Source organism: Cryobacterium levicorallinum (genome assembly GCF_004402405.1).
GTDB classification, from domain to species: Bacteria; Actinomycetota; Actinomycetes; order Actinomycetales; family Microbacteriaceae; genus Cryobacterium; species Cryobacterium levicorallinum.
Window position 1 is genome coordinate 12,395 of sequence record NZ_SOFE01000030.1, and the last position, 20,971, is coordinate 33,365.

At 67.4% G+C, this 20,971-nt stretch carries 18 protein-coding genes; 8 read left to right on the plus strand and 10 right to left on the minus strand.

Features of this window, described 5'->3' with window-relative positions:
• Nucleotides 1–76: 76 nt before the first annotated feature.
• From E3O11_RS16450 to E3O11_RS17780, 7 genes are all read right to left on the minus strand, one after another.
• Entirely contained in the window at nucleotides 77–1,324 is a 1,248-nt protein-coding gene (locus E3O11_RS16450) for an NAD-dependent epimerase/dehydratase family protein (protein ID WP_092452646.1), read from the minus strand.
• An 88-nt stretch (nucleotides 1,325–1,412) separates the two neighbouring features.
• Entirely contained in the window at nucleotides 1,413–2,489 is a 1,077-nt protein-coding gene (locus E3O11_RS16455) for an MTAP family purine nucleoside phosphorylase (RefSeq protein WP_092452643.1), read from the minus strand.
• A gap of 489 nt (nucleotides 2,490–2,978) precedes the next feature.
• Nucleotides 2,979–4,214 carry a DUF5719 family protein gene (locus E3O11_RS16460; protein WP_092452640.1) on the minus strand — a complete coding sequence of 412 codons (1,236 nt, stop codon included), beginning with the start codon at nucleotides 4,212–4,214 and terminating at the stop codon, nucleotides 2,979–2,981.
• Nucleotides 4,204–7,209, minus strand: a complete 3,006-nt coding sequence (locus E3O11_RS16465) for a glycosyltransferase family 2 protein (protein WP_092452637.1) — start codon at nucleotides 7,207–7,209, stop codon at nucleotides 4,204–4,206. The genes E3O11_RS16460 and E3O11_RS16465 overlap by 11 nt, the downstream gene beginning before the upstream one ends.
• A 225-nt stretch (nucleotides 7,210–7,434) precedes the next feature.
• A complete protein-coding gene (locus E3O11_RS16470) occupies nucleotides 7,435–7,752 on the minus strand; it encodes a WhiB family transcriptional regulator (RefSeq protein ID WP_092452634.1) in 318 nt (105 codons plus the stop codon).
• 204 nt (nucleotides 7,753–7,956) lie between these two features.
• The gene (galE, locus tag E3O11_RS16475; protein ID WP_092452631.1) at nucleotides 7,957–8,922 is read right to left on the minus strand and encodes a UDP-glucose 4-epimerase GalE; all 966 of its coding nucleotides are present in this window, start codon (nucleotides 8,920–8,922) and stop codon (nucleotides 7,957–7,959) included.
• 46 nt (nucleotides 8,923–8,968) lie between these two features.
• Nucleotides 8,969–9,109 carry a hypothetical protein gene (locus tag E3O11_RS17780; RefSeq protein ID WP_166787614.1) on the minus strand — a complete coding sequence of 47 codons (141 nt, stop codon included), beginning with the start codon at nucleotides 9,107–9,109 and terminating at the stop codon, nucleotides 8,969–8,971.
• A 99-nt stretch (nucleotides 9,110–9,208) separates the two neighbouring features.
• Here E3O11_RS17780 and E3O11_RS16480 point away from each other — a divergent pair, with 99 nt between their 5' ends.
• Entirely contained in the window at nucleotides 9,209–10,165 is a 957-nt protein-coding gene (locus tag E3O11_RS16480) for a GlxA family transcriptional regulator (RefSeq protein ID WP_092452628.1), read from the plus strand.
• 167 nt (nucleotides 10,166–10,332) lie between these two features.
• Here the strand turns inward: E3O11_RS16480 and manA are convergent, their stop codons facing one another.
• Nucleotides 10,333–11,616 carry a mannose-6-phosphate isomerase, class I gene (gene manA, locus E3O11_RS16485; RefSeq protein WP_092452625.1) on the minus strand — a complete coding sequence of 428 codons (1,284 nt, stop codon included), beginning with the start codon at nucleotides 11,614–11,616 and terminating at the stop codon, nucleotides 10,333–10,335.
• Nucleotides 11,617–11,741: 125 nt separating this feature from the next.
• Here manA and E3O11_RS16490 point away from each other — a divergent pair, with 125 nt between their 5' ends.
• The 7 genes from E3O11_RS16490 to E3O11_RS16520 all read left to right on the plus strand — a co-directional run bounded on the left by E3O11_RS16490 (nucleotide 11,742) and on the right by E3O11_RS16520 (nucleotide 18,774).
• The gene (locus E3O11_RS16490) at nucleotides 11,742–12,920 is read left to right on the plus strand and encodes an acyl-CoA dehydrogenase family protein (protein WP_092452621.1); all 1,179 of its coding nucleotides are present in this window, start codon (nucleotides 11,742–11,744) and stop codon (nucleotides 12,918–12,920) included.
• Nucleotides 12,921–13,097: 177 nt separating this feature from the next.
• On the plus strand, nucleotides 13,098–14,555 hold the full coding sequence (locus tag E3O11_RS16495) for a phytoene desaturase family protein (protein ID WP_092452618.1): 1,458 nt from the start codon (nucleotides 13,098–13,100) through the stop codon (nucleotides 14,553–14,555).
• Nucleotides 14,556–14,640: 85 nt separating this feature from the next.
• Nucleotides 14,641–15,078: an SRPBCC family protein gene (locus E3O11_RS16500; protein ID WP_092452615.1), complete on the plus strand. Its 438-nt coding sequence runs from the start codon at nucleotides 14,641–14,643 to the stop codon at nucleotides 15,076–15,078.
• A gap of 101 nt (nucleotides 15,079–15,179) precedes the next feature.
• Nucleotides 15,180–16,751 carry an O-antigen ligase family protein gene (locus tag E3O11_RS16505; RefSeq protein ID WP_198415615.1) on the plus strand — a complete coding sequence of 524 codons (1,572 nt, stop codon included), beginning with the start codon at nucleotides 15,180–15,182 and terminating at the stop codon, nucleotides 16,749–16,751.
• Between the two features lie 22 nt (nucleotides 16,752–16,773).
• A complete protein-coding gene (locus E3O11_RS16510) occupies nucleotides 16,774–18,057 on the plus strand; it encodes an O-antigen ligase family protein (RefSeq protein WP_092452612.1) in 1,284 nt (427 codons plus the stop codon).
• A 61-nt stretch (nucleotides 18,058–18,118) separates the two neighbouring features.
• Nucleotides 18,119–18,370: a type II toxin-antitoxin system Phd/YefM family antitoxin gene (locus E3O11_RS16515; RefSeq protein WP_092452609.1), complete on the plus strand. Its 252-nt coding sequence runs from the start codon at nucleotides 18,119–18,121 to the stop codon at nucleotides 18,368–18,370.
• Nucleotides 18,367–18,774 carry a type II toxin-antitoxin system VapC family toxin gene (locus tag E3O11_RS16520; protein WP_092452606.1) on the plus strand — a complete coding sequence of 136 codons (408 nt, stop codon included), beginning with the start codon at nucleotides 18,367–18,369 and terminating at the stop codon, nucleotides 18,772–18,774. Before E3O11_RS16515 ends, E3O11_RS16520 begins: the two co-directional genes overlap by 4 nt.
• Before the next feature lie 40 nt (nucleotides 18,775–18,814).
• Here E3O11_RS16520 and E3O11_RS16525 read toward each other — a convergent pair whose 3' ends face one another.
• On the minus strand, nucleotides 18,815–19,789 hold the full coding sequence (locus tag E3O11_RS16525; RefSeq protein WP_092452603.1) for a glycosyltransferase family 2 protein: 975 nt from the start codon (nucleotides 19,787–19,789) through the stop codon (nucleotides 18,815–18,817).
• Nucleotides 19,789–20,958, minus strand: a complete 1,170-nt coding sequence (locus E3O11_RS16530; protein WP_092452600.1) for a glycosyltransferase family 2 protein — start codon at nucleotides 20,956–20,958, stop codon at nucleotides 19,789–19,791. Before E3O11_RS16530 ends, E3O11_RS16525 begins: the two co-directional genes overlap by 1 nt.
• Nucleotides 20,959–20,971 lie beyond the last annotated feature (13 nt).

The following is a 20,971-nucleotide window of genomic DNA, read 5'->3' on the forward strand; positions in this document are numbered from 1 at the left end:
CCCGCTCAGGGGTGGCACCGCGGGGCCTGCCCAAGGGCCAAAAGGTGGCACCTCACGGATGCGCCGGGACGACCAATCAGGGGCGCACGGCGGCGCGCAGCGGGGCAGTCGCAAACTCGCGCATTCCGTCGTCGAAGGAGATTTGCGCCGACCAGCCGAGTTCTCGTCGCAAACGCTCCGAGGACGCCGTGATGTGCCGCACGTCGCCGAGCCGATACTGCCCGGTCACGATGGGTGCCGGGCCGCCCGCCGCCGCGGCAAGGGCGGTCGCCATGTCTCCGATGGTGTGAACGATTCCGCTGCCGACGTTGAACGGACGAAATATTCCGGCATCGAAATTCATTGAGCCGGTGGGTGCGATTTCAGCAGCTGCAGAGTCGGCGTGCGCTCGGCCAAGGCCGGCAGCCTGCGGCCTGTAGTCGAGCCCGGTGAAGTCAAGCGCGGCGATGTTGGCCGCGGCGACGTCCCGTACGTGCACGAAGTCGCGGCGCTGCCGGCCGTCTTCGTACACGCGGGGAGCCTCGCCACGCTCGAGTGCCGAGCGAAATAGTGAGGCGACTCCGGCATAGGGCGTGTTCTGCGGCATGCCCGGCCCGTAAACGTTGTGGTAGCGCAGGGCTGCGACGCGTCCGCCGGTCGAGCGGGCCCACGCGGTCGCAAGATATTCCTGGCCGAGTTTGCTGCTCGCGTAGACGTTGCGCGGGTCGAGCGGATCGGATTCGCTGACCAGAACGGGCTCGAGCGGCTCCCCGGTGGCCGGGTCACGGGGATCGAAGCGTCCGGCATCGAGGTCGCTGGCCAAGCGGGGGCCGGGCCGGGTGAAGCCGTTCGGGCCCCGGTAGCTCCCCTCGCCGTAGACGACCATGGATGACGCCAACACCAGGCGACGGATGCCCCGCGCGGCCATCGCGGCCAGCAGCACGGCCGTCCCGACCTCGTTGCTGTGCACATAGTCGGGGGCGTCGGCGAAGTCCACACCGAGGCCGACCTTGGCTGCCTGGTGACAGACCACGTCGATGTCGGCGAGGGCGCCGGCTGCGGTGGCCGGGTCGGTCACGTCCCCGTGCACGAACTCGACCCGCGGGTCCAGTCCCGCCGGCCTGACGTTCCGGGCCCGGGCCCGGAAACGGGGCCCATGTTCTATCATGGGCCCACTTTCTGGGCCCGGGCCCGGACCAGTTGTGGACTCTGCCGCGGGGCCGTGCACGTCGGCGCGCAGTGAGTCCAGCACGCGCACCTCGTAGCCGCGGGCGAGGGCTGCCTCAACGATCGCGGAACCGATGAATCCGGCGCCGCCGGTGATCAGCAGACGGACGCCGCTCATGCGAGGCCTCGGTAACAGGCACGAGCTAGTCGGTTGGTCGGCCAGGACGCACCGGGGAACCTGCGACGAGGCTCGGACCGACCGGTCGTCACGTGAGATCCCCGGCTGGGGCGGACAGCACGGGCGGGGAAGCATCGGGCGCGGGGTCCAAACTCACTGCCCGCGCCAGAACGGCGTCGACCTGGGCCGGGTCGATGAGCTCGCGCGGGGTGAAGTCGGTCGGCAAGGCGCGCAAGATCCCGTCGATGGCCGCGAGGATGCGCGGCTGGGCCTCTCGGAGGCGACGGAACACGACCGATGCGGTGACGGCATCCGTTTCGCTGGTCGCGGTCGGGCCAGACGTTACGGGGCCGCCGGAAGTCCCGGGCGCGGACAACGCTGAAGCCGGTGACCCGGACACGGCCAAGCCCGCAGCGGCCACGCCGGGCACAGGCAAGCCAGGAGCGGCGGAACCGGAGGCATCGACCACGAGACCAACCTCGACGGCAAAAGGCGTCGGCGCGAGTCCCGCGTCGGCGTCCGTCACGAAGGAGAGGTTGACCGTGCCCATGTTGAGCTCACCGGCCAGCACGATTTCGGGGTACGCGGTCATATTGACAATGTGCGCGCCCATCGAACGGAACCAGACCGACTCCGCCCGGGTGGAAAACCGTGGACCCTGGATGACCACGACCGTGCCGGAGGCAGCGAAGTTCTCGCCAAGGTCCTCGAGCGCGCGCCGGGCGTACCCGCGCAGCTGAGGGTCGAACGGGTCCGCGGCGGAAAGGTGCTGCACCGATTCCCGGTCGTAAAACGTGTCGGGGCGGCCCGACGTGCGGTCGATGAACTGGTCGGTGACGACGAGCAGACCCGGTGGATATTCCGGCGTGACCCCGCCCACCGCCGAGGAGGAGATGATCGCCCGCACGCCGATCGAGGCGAGGGCCCACAGATTGGCCCGGTAATTGATCAGGTGCGGCGCGACGCTGTGGCCGCTGCCGTGCCGGGGCAGAAAAGCGACGCGGCGACCCGCGCGCAGGCCGATCGTGACCGACGCCGACCCGTACGGCGTCGGAATCCGATGCGTGACCGCGGTTGCGGGGTCGACGAGTTCGTAGAGGCCGGATCCGCCGATCACGGCGACGTCCGCGCGCGCGGTCGGGTCAAGCACAGGGTCAATCGTCACTAGCGGCTCCCAGCGGGTTACGAGTCGAGTGTTCAGTCTGCCATTGAAAGCTGCGTGCCCTCGAAAGCCCGCCGTACCAAAATGGATGCCCCCGCCCCGATTGACCCGGCCCGGTCCTAAATGGCCGACGAGCCCGCGCCGCGGACGGCGGCCCCAGGTGTTCCGGGCTCGGGCCCCGTCCGCAAAGAATGGCCCCGTCCGCACAGAATGCCCCGAACGCGCACGAAGCCCCAAATGAGGAACGCCCGGAACGACAACCGGCTAGTGCGTGTAGACGCGGATCGACGACGCGAGCGGTCCGGGCGGGTTCACGGTGAATGACGACAGCAGGCCGTCGCTGGAGTAGTCCACGAGCGCCCACACCGACTCCCCGCCGCTCACCAGGTAGCGAGCCCCGCTCCGCAGCGGAACCGTCGCGCTCGCCCCGGCATCGATCTGCAGGTCGACGGCAGAGCCGCGGTCGGGCGTGAGGGTGAGCGCAGCATCCGCTCACCCGCCGTTGACGAGGTGCAGGGTCGGCGACGGCCCCTCGGCAACGGCCACCGTGAACGAACCCTCGAGCGACGCCGAGGCCGCGAACCAACCGAAGTCCCGGCCGTCAGCGCCCGCGCTGGAGGTACGGGCGGCCGCGACGATCGGCTGGTCGGAACGCAATTTCACCGAGAAACTGCCCACGGTCAACGGCGACAGCGGAATTTCGGTCGCAACTCCGGGCTCGATCTCCACCTGGGTCGAGGTGCCGTCAGCAGCCCCGTCGGCGCTCGTGACGCCGATCTGCACGGTCGCCGCCTCGGTGCCGGGCACGAACACCCGAATCGACGGGGTATCGGCGTTGAACCCTTCGCCGGTGGTGACGGTGTCCGCGGCGACCGCCGACGTGACACGCACCCCGGCAATTGTCTGGTTGAGTGCCGGCGTGGCGGTGGCGCCAATGATCTCGACTCCGCCGGGTTCAATCCCCCGGATGCTGCTCTGCTCCAATGCTGCCGCCACCTGCCCACCACGCGACGACACGCGCACGACCGGGGATTTCAGGTTCGGGGCGAGGCCGGCCAGCGAAATGACACGCTGCTCGCCGGGCTGCACCAGAATGCCGGAGGCGCCGGGCGCGTCGACGATTCCGCTCTCACCGTAGACGGTGACGTCGACGGTCGCGAGCACGGTCGACGGGTTGCTGAGCAGCAGCAGGCTACTGCCGCCGATATCGGTGGATCCCCCAACGAGCCAGCTCTCGCTGGCCGCTTCGGTGCAGGACGCGACGGCGAGCCCGCCCAGGGTGTCGGTGCCGACGACCTGCGACTGGCTGCCGGCGACGAGCGGCGGCACGGTGGCGCCATCCTGCACGGGAACGGTCAGCAACAGCGGCGGCTGCCGGCTGCTGGAGTCGTCGACCGCACTGATCTCGGTGACGTCCGGGCGAATCTGGTCAAAGTCGCTCCCGGCAGCGTCGATAGCGCCATACACGGCTGCAGCGAACCCGACGCTCGACGCCGACTGGGCCTGCGTCGAATCCTCGGCGAGGGTGAGCAGCGGTCCAGGGCAGACCCGTTGCTGCTCGCTCGGCAGCGGCACGATCTCGCTCGAGCGGGGTTCGTTCTCAACGGTCGGCAGCGTTACGAGGGTCGAGGCCGCGCCGACAGCGACAACGACGGCGATGCCGACCAGACCGAGCACGCCGCGACCGGCCCGACCACCAATGCGGACGAGAGTGCTTCTAGCGGGCATGATCGTCCTCCACAGTGTCTTCCGTGGACGATTCCAGCCCGGTACCGACGCCGGTTTCTTGGTCCATGGCCAGGTCGGCCTCTAGATCGGTACCGAGCGGCGGTTCCCGATCGGCGTCCAGGTCGGAAACGACCATGCTCTTGCCCCGGCGGGTTCGTTTCGGTTTCGGCTTGGCGTTGGCCCTGGCCGCACGGCGAATCGCATCACGGTTGGCTTGGCGCACGGCTTCACGGCCGGCGCCGATCGGCAGCGACAGCAGAACGGCGCTGCCCACCACGGCAACGGCAATCAGCAGGGTGACCAGGCCGAAGACGCCGCCGGCGCGAGCCGGCGCTGGAACGCCACCGGCAGCATCCGTTTCGCCGAACTGCCACAGTCGGCCGAATTCGGTGTCGCCCACCGGGGCCAGTGCGGCATTGCCGTCCAGGGCGGTTTCGGTGCGCAGCTGGGTGTCACCGGCAAGAACATCAGCGCCGGCCGGCTGCAACACGATAAAGCGGATGCCGAATTCGGCCAGATCCGCGCTGGTGTCCAGCCCGCTGCGTGAGGCCAGGTTACCGGCGAGCTCCGCCAGCGCTTTCTCGCGGGCGCTGAGCGTTTGGTCGGTGCTGCCGCGGGTGGATTGCTGGTTCAGCGTGGCGCCGACACCGCGCTCGATCGTGGCGAGCAGGCCTCCGTCGGCCTGCGGAACGAGGTGCAGGGTGCCGACCCGGTCATCGATCTGCGCTTCGGCGGCGACGAAAGCCGGCTGGGTTCGCCCGGTTCCCTCGCGCACGGCGGCGGTACCGAGGTGCAGGGTGCCCAGAAGCGGCAGCACTACGACGGCCAAGGCCAGCGCGGCGACGACCCCGGGCGCCGGCGCAAATCGGCGCAGGGCGCGCAGGCCGATCAGGAGGGCGCCGACCAGGCCGAGCCAGTACAGGCTGAGCCCGGCGCCCGACCACACCCGCACCGGTTCGGCACCGATGGCGGCAAGAACGAGCTGGTTGGCGGCGAGGGCGGTGCCGAATCCGAGCAGGGCGACCAGCCAGGCGCCGCCCGCGAGCCGGGCGCCCGGCAGTAACAGCGCCAGCAGTGCGAGCACGGCGATGGGCGTGAGCAGGATGGGAACGAACAGCTGCGGGTCGAGACCAGGCACCCCGAACCGATCGAGGACACCGGCCCAACCGCTGCCGCCGGGCAGCCCGAGCAGCAGTTGCAGGGTCGGTGCGTGATCGCTCGGTACCGGCAGGCCGGGGTCGGCGACGAGGTTCAGCCAGGTGCCGCGCAGGCCCTGGTCGGCAATAAGTGGAAGCGCGAGGGCGAGCGCCGGAAGCGGAATGCCGATGAAACGCATTACCCGGCGACCAGCAATGGCCACGCTGAGCAGCCAGGCCACGAGCAGCGCCGGGGCGAGGGAGGGCGCACAGGCCACGACCGCCGCGAACAACAGTGCAGCCGAGGCGGAGGACGACCAGGTGCGCGCGGCCGCGAACCAGGTGAAAAACAGCCACGGCAGCAGCAGGTGCACGAGGATGGCGGCCGGGCGGCCGTCTGCCAGGGCGGCCAGAAAACTCGGCGCCAGCACCCACAGGGCGGCGGCCAGGGCGCGCAGGCTGCCCCGGTCGGTCAGGCGGGTCGCCGCCATCCAGGCGCCGACCGCAGCGAGCGGAAAGGCGAGCGCGTAGACCAGCACGAAGGCAAAGGACGGCGACCAGAACGCGATGGAGCCGAGCACGGCCAACACAGCGGCAAACGGGTCTGCGGCGCCGACGAAGCCGAGTCCGAGGTCCCGCCAGCCGTAGCCGACGCTTGCCCACAGTTCGGGCAGGCTGGGCGACAGCGGCAGCAGCCCACCACCGATGAGGGTGTCGGCGCCAAGCAGCGGCACCATCATCACGATGCCGACCACCGCGGCGGCGAGCATGGTCCAGGCTCCGCCGCCGGAGAAGAACCGAATTTCGGAGCGTTCACCGTGCAGGCCGAACAGGCTTGCCTCGCGCTTGAGTGACTGCCGCCGGCGAACTTCGGCCGACGGAACGCGCAGGGTGGAGATGGCATCCCAGCCGAGGGTGCGGGTTTTCGTAAACATGCGACGGGCGCTGCTGACGCGCAGGCCGTTGAAGGCAGCGCCGAATGCGGCCGAGAATTCGCCCACGATCGCTCCGGGCTCCTTGCGCAGCAGCTGGCCGATCGAGCGGATGAAGGCGAGCGGCAGCAGGGTCAGCCAGTGCAGGGCGAGCACTCCGGCCGGCGCATAGACCAGGCGGCGATGCAGCTGCGCCGAGCGTTCGGCTCGCACCCGGCGGCGGCGCAGCCGCCCGCGGGAGGACTGGTTCGGGCCGGCCACGCCGTCGCCGGCCGAAGCCACCCGTGCGGCCGGCACCACCGAAACGCGATACCCGGCGAGGCGCACCCGCACACAGAAGTCAAGGGAATCGTCGACGGTGGGCAGCGCCGGGTCGAAACCACCCAGCTGTTCCCACACTTGGTGGCGCACGAGCATGCCGCCGGCGCTGACGGCGAGCACATCGCTCAATCCGTCGTGCTGGCCCTGGTCCAGTTCGCTCTCCACCAGGGTGACGGTCGCGCCAAACGGCGTCATCGACTCGCCGAAGTTGTGGATGTATTCGCCGGCGATCCACTCCATCACCTTGGGCCCGGCCACCGCAACGGACGGCGCAATCTCGAGCGCGTCGACCAGGACTTCGAGGGCGGTCGGGTCTGGGGCGCTGTCCTGGGCGAGCAGCCAGAGCAGCTCCCGGTCGTGCGTGGGCGGCGTGGTCACGCGCACGGCGGCGGTAATCGCCTGCCCGAAGTTCAGGTCGGCATCGGCGGCAATGAACTGGGTCGGCCCGAAATCGGCCAGCATCTTGGCTGTCGCATCGCTCGATCCGCAGTCCACCGTGATCACACTGTCGGGTTTGCGGGTCTGCAACGACAACGCCTTGAGAGTTCGCTCAAGGTGTTTCGCACCGTTTCGGGCGACAAGGATGGCGGTGACTCTCGGTTGCATAACAGCACCAGCCTAGGTCGGGATCGGTCGCTGCCCCTCAACCGAGAGGGCGCGCCTCAAATATTGGCAGGGCAATAGCGAAGCGGATGCGTCAGCATCCGCTTCCCCTTCGCCCAGGCGTAGCGCGGCCGCAACCTGGCTCGCTTCCCACCGCGTCAGGGCCGAGAAAGCTGCGCCCGGACCGAGCCAGCCGACAGCATCCGCTTAAAAACTGCGCGGAACGGGTTAGGCGCGCTTGCGCAGTTTGCGCCGTTCGCGCTCGGACAGCCCACCCCAGATTCCGAACCGCTCGTCATTGCTGAGCGCGTATTCGAGGCATTCGCTGCGCACCTCGCAACCGGAGCAAATCTTCTTCGCGTCGCGGGTGGAGCCGCCCTTTTCGGGGAAGAATGCCTCAGGGTCGGTCTGCGCGCAGAGGGAGTCGGCCTGCCAGGCCAATAGGTTCTCGTCGCCGTGGTCTTGTCGTACTCCCGGAACACCGAGGGCGACGGGGTCAATGAACCAGTCCTCTGGTACTCCGGAACGATAGTCAGGTAATGCCATATCGTCTCCCAGCGCTCGATCCGCACCAATCAGTGCCGCACCTAATTACACCCGTGTAATTCGATATCGTCAAGTCGCGAATCGTAAACCCTCAATATGGGCTAGAGAGTTGCGACGCGCCCATGGCGACAAATTCGGCCATTTGGGGGGCGTCTGAACGTTGCGAACAGAGCACGATATGCGCCCTCAGCGGCGTGTCGACCCTCAATGAACGGCCGCGCGTGACGAGTCCCAGGCGCTCTGCACCATCTGCTCGAGGGTATGGCGCATGCTCCAGCGCAGGTCGCGGGCCGCGAGCGCGCCAGACGCGACGATACGATCGGGGTCGCCCACGCGTCGCGGTCCGAGCTCCGGAACGAAGTCGATGCCGGTGACCCGACGCACGGTCGCCATGATCTCGCCGACCGAGACGCCGTCGCCGCTGCCGAGGTTGTAGACCGGCTCGATCGCCTCGTTAGCGTCGAGCCGGCGTGCCGCGGCGACGTGCGAGAGAGCGAGGTCGGCGACGTGAATGTAGTCGCGCACGCAAGTGCCGTCCGGCGTGGCATAGTCGTCGCCGTTGATGCGCGGGGTGCGACCCTCTAGCAGCGCCGCAAAGACGAGCGGAAAGAGGTTGTGCGGGCTGGTGTCGCTCAGGCTGAGGTCGCCCGAGCCGACGACATTGAAGTAGCGCAGCGATGTGTGCCGCAGGCCGGTCGCTACGCCCTGGTCGCGCAGGAGCCACTCGCCAATGAGTTTGGATTCGCCGTAGGGCGATTCCGGGCTTTTCGCGGTGCTTTCGGTGACGAGGTCGGTGTGCGGCGTGCCGTAGACCGCAGCGCTCGAGGAGAACACGATGCGGTCGATCGCCGCCCCCTCCATGGCGGCGAGCAGCGTGGCCGTCGCGGTGACGTTCTGTTCGTAGGTGTGCAGGGGGCGTTGCACCGAGACGCCGGCGTACTTGAATCCAGCGACGTGGACGACGCCGTGCACGTCGTGCTCGCGAAAGGTGTGCACGAGCAGATCGCCGTCGAGCACGCTGCCCCGCACGAACGGCACTGTGGCCGGCACGAAAGATTCGTGGCCGCTCGAGAGGTCGTCGAGCACAACCACGTCGAGCCCTTCAGCCTGGAAAGCGCGCACCACATGGGATCCGATATAGCCCGCTCCGCCGGTTACCAACCACGCCATACTGCCCCGCTCGTTCGCGGTGACACCGATGTGCCACCGCTTCAGGCTAGCGCCAGCGAATCAGTGCGTCATCGTCGTCGGTTGCTCGAACGCTTTGGCGACCGTAACCGTCGCGCCCGGAAGAGCGAATCGTGGCCACAACACCGGCGATCGCGAGGACTGTGAGGAGAAAAATAAGAATGAACATGGCAGAAACTCTATGTATTGTGCTTTTCTGCCGCGAGTGGCACAGTTGACGTTGTTCGACACATTTCTGCCATATCCAACCTCAGCAGAACGGATGCCCATGCTTCAGAAAATCGTCTGCGTCACCCTCCCCGGTCTGGCGCCGTTCGAATTCGGCGTCATCTGCGAGGTGTTCGGCATCGACCGCAGCGTGCACGGAGGGCCGGCGTTCGACTTTCACGTCGTCGCCGCCGAACCCGGCCCGATCCGCACCAAGATCGGCTTCGACATCGTCGTGCACGACGACCTCGCCGCCGCCGCTGACGCCGACCTCATCGCAATCCCGGCCTACGCTATCGGAGTGGCAATCGACCCGCGCGTGCTGCAGGTCGTGCGCGACGCCGAGGCTCGCGGTGCCTGGGTGCTCAGCGTGTGCAGCGGCGCGTTCGTGCTGGCCGAGGCCGGCATCCTCGATGGGCGCCGCAGTACGACCCATTGGATGTACACCGAGGCCCTCGCCCGGGCCTACCCGAATACAACCGTCGACCCCGACGTACTGTTTGTGGAAGACAATCACGTCGTCACCGGAGCCGGCACCGCCGCCGGCATTGACGCCGCGCTGCACATCGTGCGCAAGGAACTGGGCGCGACCGTCGCGAACGTGATCGCACGCCGCATGGTCGTGCCGCCGCAGCGCGATGGCGGCCAGTCCCAGTACATCGAAGCATCGGTCGTCGACTGCCAGGACGAATCCTTCGCCGCCGTCACCGAGTGGATGCTGCGCCACCTCGACCAGGAATTGCCCGTCGATCTACTCGCCCGCAAGTCGCTCATGTCACCGCGCACCTTCGCCCGCCGGTTTCGCGCCGAAATCGGCACCACGCCGACCCGCTGGCTCAACCGGCAGCGGCTGCTTCGGGCGCAGGAACTGCTCGAGGACTCCTCAAGCAGCCTCGAGGAGATCGCCATCGACACCGGCTTCGGCGGGGCGGCCGTGATGCGCCATCATTTTCTGCAGGTTCTGCAGACCACTCCCACCGCCTACCGGCGGGCCTTCGGCCCCCGCAAGGCCGGCTAACCGCGCGGCCTCACGTCGTTCGTACGGCGGTCTCGACAAGCTCGACCGCCGAGAAATGGTTGCCTCCCCGAGGCTGCTCCCGACTCGCCTACGAGACCCAGACAGTCCGCTGGTCGAGCTTGTCGAGACCGCAATCGACCAATGCTTGACTGCCTGCGAAACCCGGCTTACGCGCCCGTCGTCGCCAGAAACACCTCGCCAGTTCCAGCGAAGGTCAGCGTGCCCTCGTCGGGCGTGACATAGACAGCCTGGCCGCGCTTCAGCGGCCGCGACGACGCGGCCCCGGCCACCAGAAACCCGCCAGCCGTGCAGATGGCAATCGCCGGACCGGTGAGGGTGATCTGTCGCATCGTAACGGGCGACGACGACGCAGCATCGGCATCCGCTTCAATGTGCACGAGTTCGAAGTCGGGCACGTCCGGACGATACAGCGAGACACCATCGCCGAGAACGATCGGCGCGAGGTAGGGCGAGGGAGCCGGAGAGAAGTCGAGTACCGCGAGCAGCTCCTCGATGTCGATGTGCTTGGCGGTCAGCCCACCACGCAACACGTTGTCGGAGGCGGCCATGAGTTCGACGCCCAGCCCGGACAGATACGCGTGGATGTTGCCGGCCGGCAGATACATCGCCTCGCCGCGCTGCAGGGAGACCCGGTTCAGCAGCAGGGCGAGCACGATTCCGGGGTCACCGGGGTACTCGGCAGCGAGCACACGTACCGCCGCCAGTTCGCGGGCATAGCCGATGGCCGCTCCCCCCTCAGCCAGAAACTGGGCGTGTTCGGCGAGCGCCACGACCCGTTCGACCAGCCATTCCACCTCGCCAGAGTCTCCGCCGCGACCGTCGCGCAGCAGCCAGTCGACGGTGTCGGGCAGGCCCCGGGTCAGGTGGCTCTCGAGCAGGTCGATGATCGCGGCCTGCGAATCATCGGTCGCGAGATCGAGCAGCCTCAACTCGGCGATGATGCCGCGCACCTCGGCGAGCGGCCGAAAACCGCAGAGCGCTTCGAAGGTGTCGCTGAGCGCAACGAGCAGCTCGGGCTTGTGGAACGGGTCGCGGTAATTGCGATTGCCGGCGTCGATGGCCACACCCGCCTCGTTCTCGAGCTCGAACCCGGCGCGGGCCTGCGCGCTCGTCGGGTGCGCCTGCAGCGACAGCGGGCGACCGGCCGCGAGAATCTTGAGCAGAAAGGGGAGGCGTGGGGCCGCATCCGCTTCTCGACTGGCCCAATCAGCGCCGAGTGCTACCTCCGGTGCCGCCGCAATCCACTCGGCGAGGGTGTCACACCCGCCGACCAGGGCCGGATCCTCGATCACCGACGGCGACCCGGCATGGGCTCCCAACCACAGTTCGGCCTCCGGCCCGCCCGACGGCGTGCGGCCGAGCAGGTCGGCGATGGCGCGAGTGGAACCCCAGGCGTAATTGCGCGGGGTATTGGTGATGCCCACAAACATGTTCGGCTCCTTCTACAACTGTTTAGACCAAACTACCAACCGGGTTGGGGCGCTCAGACAAGCCCCCTAGGCTGGCGGCAATTCACCGGTCGCCTGTCGGCCGCAGTCTATTCAACGGAGCAACCATGACCTTTGAACTACTCGGCAGCGACTTCTTCGGTTACGAAAACCTGCTCACCGAGCCCGAGCAAGCCGCGATCATCAAGCTGCGCGCCTACCTCGAAAAGGAGGTGCGGCCGATCGCAAACGGATGCTGGGATCGCGCCGAATTTCCCACCCAGGTCATCAAGCCCCTCGCCGAGCTCGGCATGTACTCCTTCGGCTGGGAATCGACGAAACCGTTTGAGAATTCGGCGGTGTTCCGGGGATTCGTGGCGCTGGAACTGGCGCGAGTGGATGCATCCGTCGCCACCTTCGTCGGTGTGCAGAACGGTCTCGCCGCCGGCACCCTTGAAGCGTGCGGCTCGGACGAGCAACGCGCCGAGTGGATTCCGCGCCTGGCCTCCGGCGAGATCGTCGGGGCGTTCGGGCTGACCGAGCCGTTGAGCGGCTCCGACGCAGCGCAGGGCCTCCGCACCACCGCGACGCGCAACGGCGACAGCTGGACCCTGAACGGCGCCAAACGCTGGATCGGCAACGCCACCTTCAGCGACGTGACCATCATCTGGGCCAAGGACACGGCCGACAATCAGGTGAAGGGCTTCATCGTTCCTACCGACACCGCCGGATACACGGCCACCAAAATCGAGGGCAAGATCAGCCTGCGCGCGGTACAGAACGCCGACATCGTGCTGACCGACGTGATCGTTCCCGAAAGCCTGCGCCTGCAGAACGCCAACTCGTTCAAGGACACCGCGAAGGTGCTGCGGGCCACCCGCGCCGAGGTGTCCTGGGCGGCCGTCGGCAATGCCATCGGCGCCTACGACGCGGCCGTCGCCTACGCACACGAACGTGTGCAGTTCGGCAAGGCCATCGGCGGGCACCAACTCGTGCAGGACCTGCTGGTGAAGAGCCTCGGCAACATCACCGCCAGCCTCGGCATGGTGGTGCGGGTGTCGCAGCTGCAGGATCAGGGCGTGCAGCGCGACGAGCACTCCGCATTGACCAAGGCCTACACGACCAGCCGTATGCGCGAGACCGTGGCCTGGTGCCGGGAGCTGTTCGGCGGCAACGGAGTCACCCTCGAATACAACGTGGCCCGCCATTTCGCCGACGCCGAGGCCATCTACTCCTACGAGGGCACCCAGGAGATGAACACGCTCATCGTGGGTCGCATCATCACGGGCCAGGCTGCCTTCGTCTGAGTCGCGCCGTCCGTAATGCCGGTGAATTTTGCAACACGCCGGGTCACCGCAATCCGTTTGAGACAGCGTGTCGCAAATTTACCGGCGTTGGCTACGCGAGCGGATGCCCGCGCAGGGTGTGCGTCCGCCCGACTCGGGCTACGGTGTCGGAATGACACTTGACGAGCACGGACCGGCGTGACGACCGACCAGGAGCTCGACGCGATCGTCGTCGGATCCGGCCCGAACGGACTCGCCGGGGCGGTCACGCTCGCCCGCGCCGGGCTCAAAGTGCGGGTCTACGAGCGCAATCCTCAGATCGGCGGCGGGGCGGCCACCGCCGAGCTCACCCTGCCCGGGTTTCACCACGATGTGGGGAGCGCCGTGCACCCGCTCGCGCTGGCCTCCGAGTTCTTTCAAAAGTTCGGCCTCAAGGATCGCATCGAGCTCAGGGTTCCGGAGATCTCCTACGGGCATCCGCTGCCCGGCGGCCGGGCCGGCGTGTCCTGGCACGACATCGAACGCACCGCCGCCGGCCTCGGCAGTGACGGCCCGGCCTGGCTGAACCTGCTCGGGCCGCTCGTCGACCAGATCGGAGCCATCGCCGAGCTGACCGGGGATGCGCTGTTGCGCGTGCCGCGGCATCCGCTCACGCTGGCCCGCTTCGGGCTGCGCACGCTGGAGCAGGGCAGTCCGGTTTGGAACTGGCGTTTCACCGGGGAAACCGCCCCGGCGCTGCTCACCGGCACGTTTGCGCACTCGATCGGGCGGCTGCCGAGCCCGTCGACCGCCGGCGCCGGGCTGACGCTCGCGGCGCACGCGCACGCCGGCGGCTGGCCGATTCCTACCGGCGGCAGCGGTGCCATCGTGCGGGCCCTCGCCGACGACCTGCTCGCGCACGGCGGCGAAATAATAACGGATGCCGACATCGTAAGTCTCCGAGAGCTGCCGCCGGCACGCGTGATGCTGCTCGACGTGACCCCCCGCGCCCTCGTAGGCCTCGCCGCCGGCGCCCTGCCCGACCGCTACGCGGCCGCCATGACACGGTTTCGCTACGGAAACGCCGTCGCCAAGGTGGATTTCGCGCTCTCCGAACCGGTGCCCTGGACCGCCGCGGACCTGCGGCGAGCGCCGACCCTGCACGTCGGCGGCACCCGCGCCGACCAGGCCCGCGCCGAAAACGCCGTCGCCCGCGGCCGGCACGCCGACTCCCCCTACGTGCTCGCCGCGCAGCCGAGCATCCTCGACGCCACCCGCGCTCCCGCCGGCAAGCACGTGCTCTGGGCCTACACACACGTGCCGGCTGGCTCGACCCGCGACCAGACCGAGCAGATCACCCGGCAGATCGAGCGCTTCGCCCCCGGCTTTCGCGATGTCATTCTCGCCTCGGCCGGGCAGACCGCCGCGCAGATGCAGAACCACAATCCCAACCATGTCGGCGGTGACATCGCGGCCGGCGCGATCAGCCTCGCGCAGCTGCTGCGTCGTCCGGTGCTCTCGGGCGATCCGTGGCAGACCCCGTTGCCCGGCGTCTACCTCTGCTCGTCGTCGACATCGCCCGGCCCCGGCGTGCACGGAATGTGCGGCTACCGCGCCGCCCTCAGCGCCCTCCGCCACGAGTACAACATCACGACGCCCCCCGACCTCTCCCCCTAACAACCCGCGAGAGCGCAAAAAGTGCCCGATTGGGCACTCCAATCGGGCACTTTTTGCGCTCTCGCGACAAACCGAAGGAGACCCGATGGCTGTGAACTATCGAAAATTCCGCTGCACTCCCGAGCAGGTCTTCGCGGTGCTGCACAACGGATGGCTCTACCCCACCTGGGTCGTCGGCGCGAGCCGCATGCGCGACGTCGACACGATCTGGCCCGCGGTCGGCAGCCGTCTGCACCACTCGGTCGGAGTCTGGCCGGCCCTGCTCGACGACAGCACATCCGTACTCGAATGGCAGGCGCCCCGCCACGCCCTGCTGCAGGCCCGCGGCTGGCCGATTGGCGAGGCCCACGTGTCTTTCGACATTCAAGATCACCCAAACGGATGCCTCGTGCGCATGACCGAAGACGTCGTCGCCGGCCCGGCACGCCTGGTTCCCACCACCCTGAGCGATCTGGCCATCCGCTACCGCAACTCGGAGACCCTGCGCCGCCTCGCCTACCTCGCCGAGGGCCACGCCGACTAGTTGTCCCGCGAGAGCGCAAAAAGTGCCCGATTGAGCCCTCCAATCGGGCACTTTTTGCGCTCTCGCGATAGGGGTGAGAACAACACCGGTAATCTGAAGCCATGTCCGCCGTGCAGAGTCGCCTCGTCATTCGACTCTTCGCGACCTTCGTCTGGTTCACCGTTCTGGCCGGCCAGTTCTGGCGCAACCTCGGCGGCTGGTGGGGCTTCGGCGCCATCGCCGTGATCGTGGTCATCGGCAGCGTGATCGGCCTGAGCACCCAGCGCCACAACGCCCGACGCCGGGCAACCGCCAACGCAGCCACAGCCACAGCCACAGCCACAGCCACAGCCACAGCCACAGCCACCCGCCTAAACGCAGCCCCCGCAAACGCGTCCGCAGTCTCCTCGCACGCTGACACGGAAGCCTCGGTCCCGGTACATGCCGACGGCGCAGCCGCGGTTTCAACGACCGCAGCGCCCACACCGGCCCAGGACGACACCCCCACCGACCGCGACATCGCCCGCGGAAACACCTACCAGGCCGCCCTCGCCCCCGCGCTGAACTGGCGCAAGTTTCCGAAGACCATCACCGCGTTCCTGCTGCTGGCCACCCTGTCGATCGCGTGGTCGTATTACCCGGGGGCATCCGCTCTGGGAATCACGCTGCAACTCATCACGACCCTCGCCGCCCTGTTCCTGGCCGTGACCCTCACCTGGCCGGAGCTGCTGCGTACCCTGGCCGGCGCCCTGCGCTGGATACTCGCGCTGAGCCTCGTATTCGAGCTTTTCGTCGCCGTCGTCATCCGAAATCCGGTACTGCCGTTCTTCGTTGACTACGGCAACGCCAAGGTTCCCGACGCTTTCTACTGGTCACAGGGCCTGCTGCTCGCCGGCGGCCCCATCGAGGGCATCGTCGCCAACCGCAACCTGCTCGGATTCATCGCGCTAACAGCCATCATCGTCTTCATCGTGCAACTGAGAGCCCGCCTCGTCAAGCGCGGCGCCGGCCTGGTCTGGCTGGGCCTGGCCGTCGGGATGCTGCTGCTCACCCGCTCCGCCACGGTCACCGTCTCGCTGGTCGCGGTCGTCGCAGCCCTGTTGTTCGCGCTCTGGGCCCGACGACTACACGACCAGCACCGGCGGCCGCTGTATCTCGTGGCCGCGGCATCCGTTCTGGCGGTGGCAGCGGCCCTCGCGCTGTTCTCGTCGCAGCTGTTCGGGCTGCTCGGCCGCAGCGAGGATCTCACCGGTCGCTTCGACATCTGGGCCAGCGTCACCAATCTCGCCCAGGAACGCCCCGTCTTCGGCTGGGGCTGGGTGAGCTATTGGGTGCCGTGGGTCGAACCGTTCAACGACCTCGCCGTGCGCAAGGGCGTCACCTACCTGCAGGCGCATAACGCCTGGCTCGACGTGTGGCTGCAGCTCGGCATCGTCGGCGTGATTCTGTTCGCCGCCCTGGTCTTCTCGACCCTGTGGCGGGCCTGGTTTCTCGCCGTCGACCGGCCGCGCCTCGGCATCGAGGACACCGAACCGTTCGCCGTCTCCGCGCTGCTGCCCCTGCTGCTGCTCGCCGCGCTGATTGCGCAGAGCGTGGCCGAGAGCCGGCTGCTGATCGAGAGCGGCTGGGTGATTCTCATCGTGCTCGCCGTCGTCACCAAACGGCAGCAGCACGCGCCCAGGCCGATGCCGTGACCTGCGCGCGGTAAATTAAAGGATGACCACCCTGCCTGAGGACCTGCGCCGGGTGTTCGCGTCGCCGAAATTCGCGGCCGCACTCACGCTCATTATTCTGGCGACCGCGTTCAGCACCCATCTGCTGCGCAGTGTCATGGGCTGGGCCGGGCTCATCGGCATTCTCGGCGGCCTGGTCGTTCTCGCCGTGCTCTCCCTGCTCGCCCGCCGCCCCATCGTGGAGTGGCACGGCCTGCTGCCCATCTCGATCATCGTATTCGTGGCCTGGTGCGCGCTGTCCAGTGTGTGGAGCGGCTACACAGCCTCGACCATCATCGGCGTCAGCTACCAGGTCACCGTCGGATTCCTCGCCATCTACGTGGCCCTCGTGCGCGACACCTTTCAGGTGGTGCGCGCCACCGGCGACGTGCTGCGCGTGCTGCTCGGCCTCTCAATCGTGCTCGAAGTGCTCTCCGGCCTGCTGCTCGACCTGCCGATCGCCTTTCTCGACGTGGTCGGCGATATCGACCAGCTCGGCCCGATCCAGGGCATCTTCGGCTCCCGCAACGTCTTCGGACTCATCGCGCTCATCGCCGCCGTCACCTTCTACGTCGAGCTGCGCGCCCGGTCGATTCCGCGCAGCCTCGGCCTCGGCTCGATGTGGCTGGCCGGCATCTGCCTGGTACTCACCCGCTCCCCCGTCGTGGTCGTCGTCGCGATCTGTGTCACCGTCGCAGCGCTAGCGCTCTACCGGTTGCGTCGCACCCCCGTTGCCGGCAGACGGATGCTGCAGCTCGGCCTCCTGAGCGCGGCCCTCGTCGCCGCCGGCGCGGCCTGGCTCGGTCGCACGGCCATCATCGATACCCTCAACGCGGGCAGCGAGTTCGAAGCGCGGTCCTCGCTCTGGAGGGAGATGTGGAGGCTGGTGGAGCTGCATCCGCTTGAGGGCTGGGGCTGGGCCGGATTCTGGCCGCAAGACGTCACACCCTACGGCTGGCTCGAATTCACCACCGGACGGATGCACCAGACCGGCCTCAACGCCTACCTGGACGTGTACTTTCAGGTTGGATTGATCGGCTTTCTCGCTTTTCTCGCCCTGGTACTGCTGGCCTTTGTGCGCTCCTGGCTGCTCGCCTCGAACAAGCGCTCGCTGGTCTACGTCTGGGCGCCGCTCATACTCGTCACCCTGCTAGTGAGCAGCGCGGCGGAGAGCACGATTCTGTTCGAGTTCGGCTGGCTGCTGCTGGTGATCTGTTCGGTCAAGGCCGCGCAGAGCCTGAGCTGGCGCAGCGCCCTGCCGCACAAACCGCACCCCGACGCCCCGTAACGCGATCGATTCGGCAGCTCCACCCCTTGGTCCCAACTGCTACGCCTGCTACAGTGACGGCATGAGAACAATCGCTCATCGCGATTTACGCAACAACAGTGCCGAGGTGCTCCGGGCCGTCCGGGATGGCGAGACTCTCCAGGTCACCAATCACGGCGAGGTCGTCGCCGTACTGTCCCCACCGCCCGTAGTGCCGCTCGGCGGGATTCGACACCGCCCGCCACTGATCCGCGGCGGGTTTTCAGCCCTGCCGCTCTTCAAGATTGCAGTGAGCACCGAGTCCGCTCTGGAAGAGCTGCGCGCCGAGCGTTGATTACCTACCTGGATACCTCTGCCGTCGCAAAGTTGCTCGGAGACGAGGCAGAGAGCAGTGCTCTCCGGAAGCACCTGGACGACAGGGTCGCCGGCGGGGACGCCGATCTGGTCTCGGCCTTTCTCGTGGAAACCGAATTACGGCGCATAGCCACGCGAACAGGAATCCCGCAGACCGCGGTCACTGACGTGCTCTCACGGTTAGCCCTGATGGACATGAACCGCAGCGTCTTTCGCGAAGCCGGACTCCTCAGCGGCGCCAGCTTGCGGAGCCTGGACGCCCTCCACATCGCCGCGGCGCTTCAAGCGGGAGCGAACGAGTTCATCACGTACGATGCTCGACAGCAGACGGCAGCCGACGCCGTCGGCCTGCGCGTACGCACCCCCGGGCGCAGCACCGACTAGGCGCTACGTCACAGCGTTCGAAGTTTGGGCCGAAGGTACGTCAGACCGGCTGCACAAGATCCCGCAGCACATCCTGTAGCCCCAGACCGAACCGGGAGTAGTCCCCCGACCTCCATCCGCGCACAATCGGCCCAACCCGCAGCAACCGCGCCACCGGCAGCGCGCTGCGCCGCGTCTCGTGCGCGAGCTTCGCATCAATCAGCGCCAACACCGAAGCGGATGCCTCCGGCTCGAACGTCGCCGCCCGACGCTGCAGCTCGGCGGCTCGCGCCAACAGCCGCGCGTTGCGTGCCGTGCGCGGTGCCCGCAGCCGCCCGAGCTTGCCGGAGGCGTCGAGCGTGGTCACGCCGATCTGGTTGCCTCCGTGCTGCCGATAGTCGGTGAGTGGCTCTTCGAGCAGGTCGACCAGACCGGTCGCTGCGGCGACCATGGCCATCCACTCATCGTGCACCCACGCGGCGGGGAACGGCCGTGAGCGCTCGACCAGCTCTCGCCGAACCATCATCGTTGCGCCGGTAACGATATTGCGGCGAAGATAAGCGTCAGTCGCGTGCCCCGCGTGCACAGCCGCGCGGTCGGCATCCGACACACCCAAGGTTTGCAGCAAGGTGAGACCCAGAGGAGCGCCGGCAGCATCAACGAGCCGCGCGTCGGCGTGCACCATCTGCAATGCCGGTCGACTGGTGAACTCGGCCACCATGCGCTCCACCCGGTCGGGCCACCAGACGTCGTCCTGGTCGCAGAGCGCGATGAGATCGCCCGTGCAGGCCGCGAGGGCCTTCTCGAAGTTAGCCGTTACCCCGAGGGCTGTTGCGTTCGTCAGCACAAGAACCTCGACGGCAGGCGCGGCTGAGATGACTCGCTGAACGACGTCCAACGTCTCGTCCGTCGAACCGTCGTCGGAAACCACAATCTCGTCGGGTCGCAACGATTGCCCCAAAACGCTGAGCAGTTGCTCTTCAAGATAGGCGGCGCCGTTGTAGGTGCACAATGCGACTGAGACACGCGCGGCCATTAGCTACGCTTCACACCAACCGACAAGACACCAAGGAACATACCGGCCATGATCGTCTGCGCCCCAAGCATCATGAGCAATGCTGCCGGAATTGCCGCTCGGAGCGTGGCACCCGCCTCGAGGGGGCCGAAGTCGTTCGAGGCCCAACCGACGAGCTGAGCAACAGCTACGCCGAGTCCGACGACAAAGAGCAAAAGGCCGACGATAGCGCCACTCTCGAGGCTAATGCGCTTCTGCAAGCGATCGAAGTTGCGGCTGCGAGGGATGCGAAATCCTTCGCGCTGCGCATAGATCTTCGTGAGAATGGCAAACAGCACCGACTGGTAGCCCACCACGGTGAGCGCAGCGAGATAAAGCTGCGACGAATAGGTGAAGCCGACCCGGCCAACAACGACGGGGCCGAATCCCAGCAACATCACGCCGACAAAACCAAGCACGAATGCGGCCGTCCCCGGAATCAAGAACAGCCAGCGGGGGCTGAAGATCAGCAGAAAACGCAGGTGGCGCCATCCGTCGTGCCAGCTGCGCAGGTGAGGAGGGCGGCTCCGGCCGTCCTTCTTGAGAGTGGTCGGAACTTCACTGACGCGGAGCGCCCCCAAAGTCGATTTGACGACGACCTCGCTGGCGAATTCCATGCCGGTCGTGACCAATCCCAGACTCAGGATGGACTCACGATTGAAACCTCGAAGCCCGCAGTGGAAGTCACGAATCTCGGAACGAAACAGCATACGTCCGATCGTGGACAGAACGGGGTTACCGAGGTACTTGTGTAGCGGCGGCATAGCTCCCGGCTCGATACCCCCACGAAAACGGTTACCCATCACGAGTTCATCGCCCGCGCGCAGGCGTTCAACGAACGGCTCCAAGTTGTCGAAATCGTAGCTGTCGTCGGCGTCGCCCATGATCACGTAGGTGCCATACGCCGCGGTAATGCCCCCCATTAGCGCACTGCCATAGCCCTTGGCTTCGACCGCGACGACCCGAGCGCCGCGCTCTTCCGCGATCAGCTGCGAGCCATCGGTGCTGCCATTGTCAGCAATGACAACCTCACCAACAACGCCGGACCGCTTGAGGTACCCCATCGCTTTGTCGATACATACTGCCAAAGTCTCGGCCTCATTGAGGCAAGGCATGACAATCGAGAGTTCAATACTGCTGGTGTCGAGCATTGCATCCTTTTGT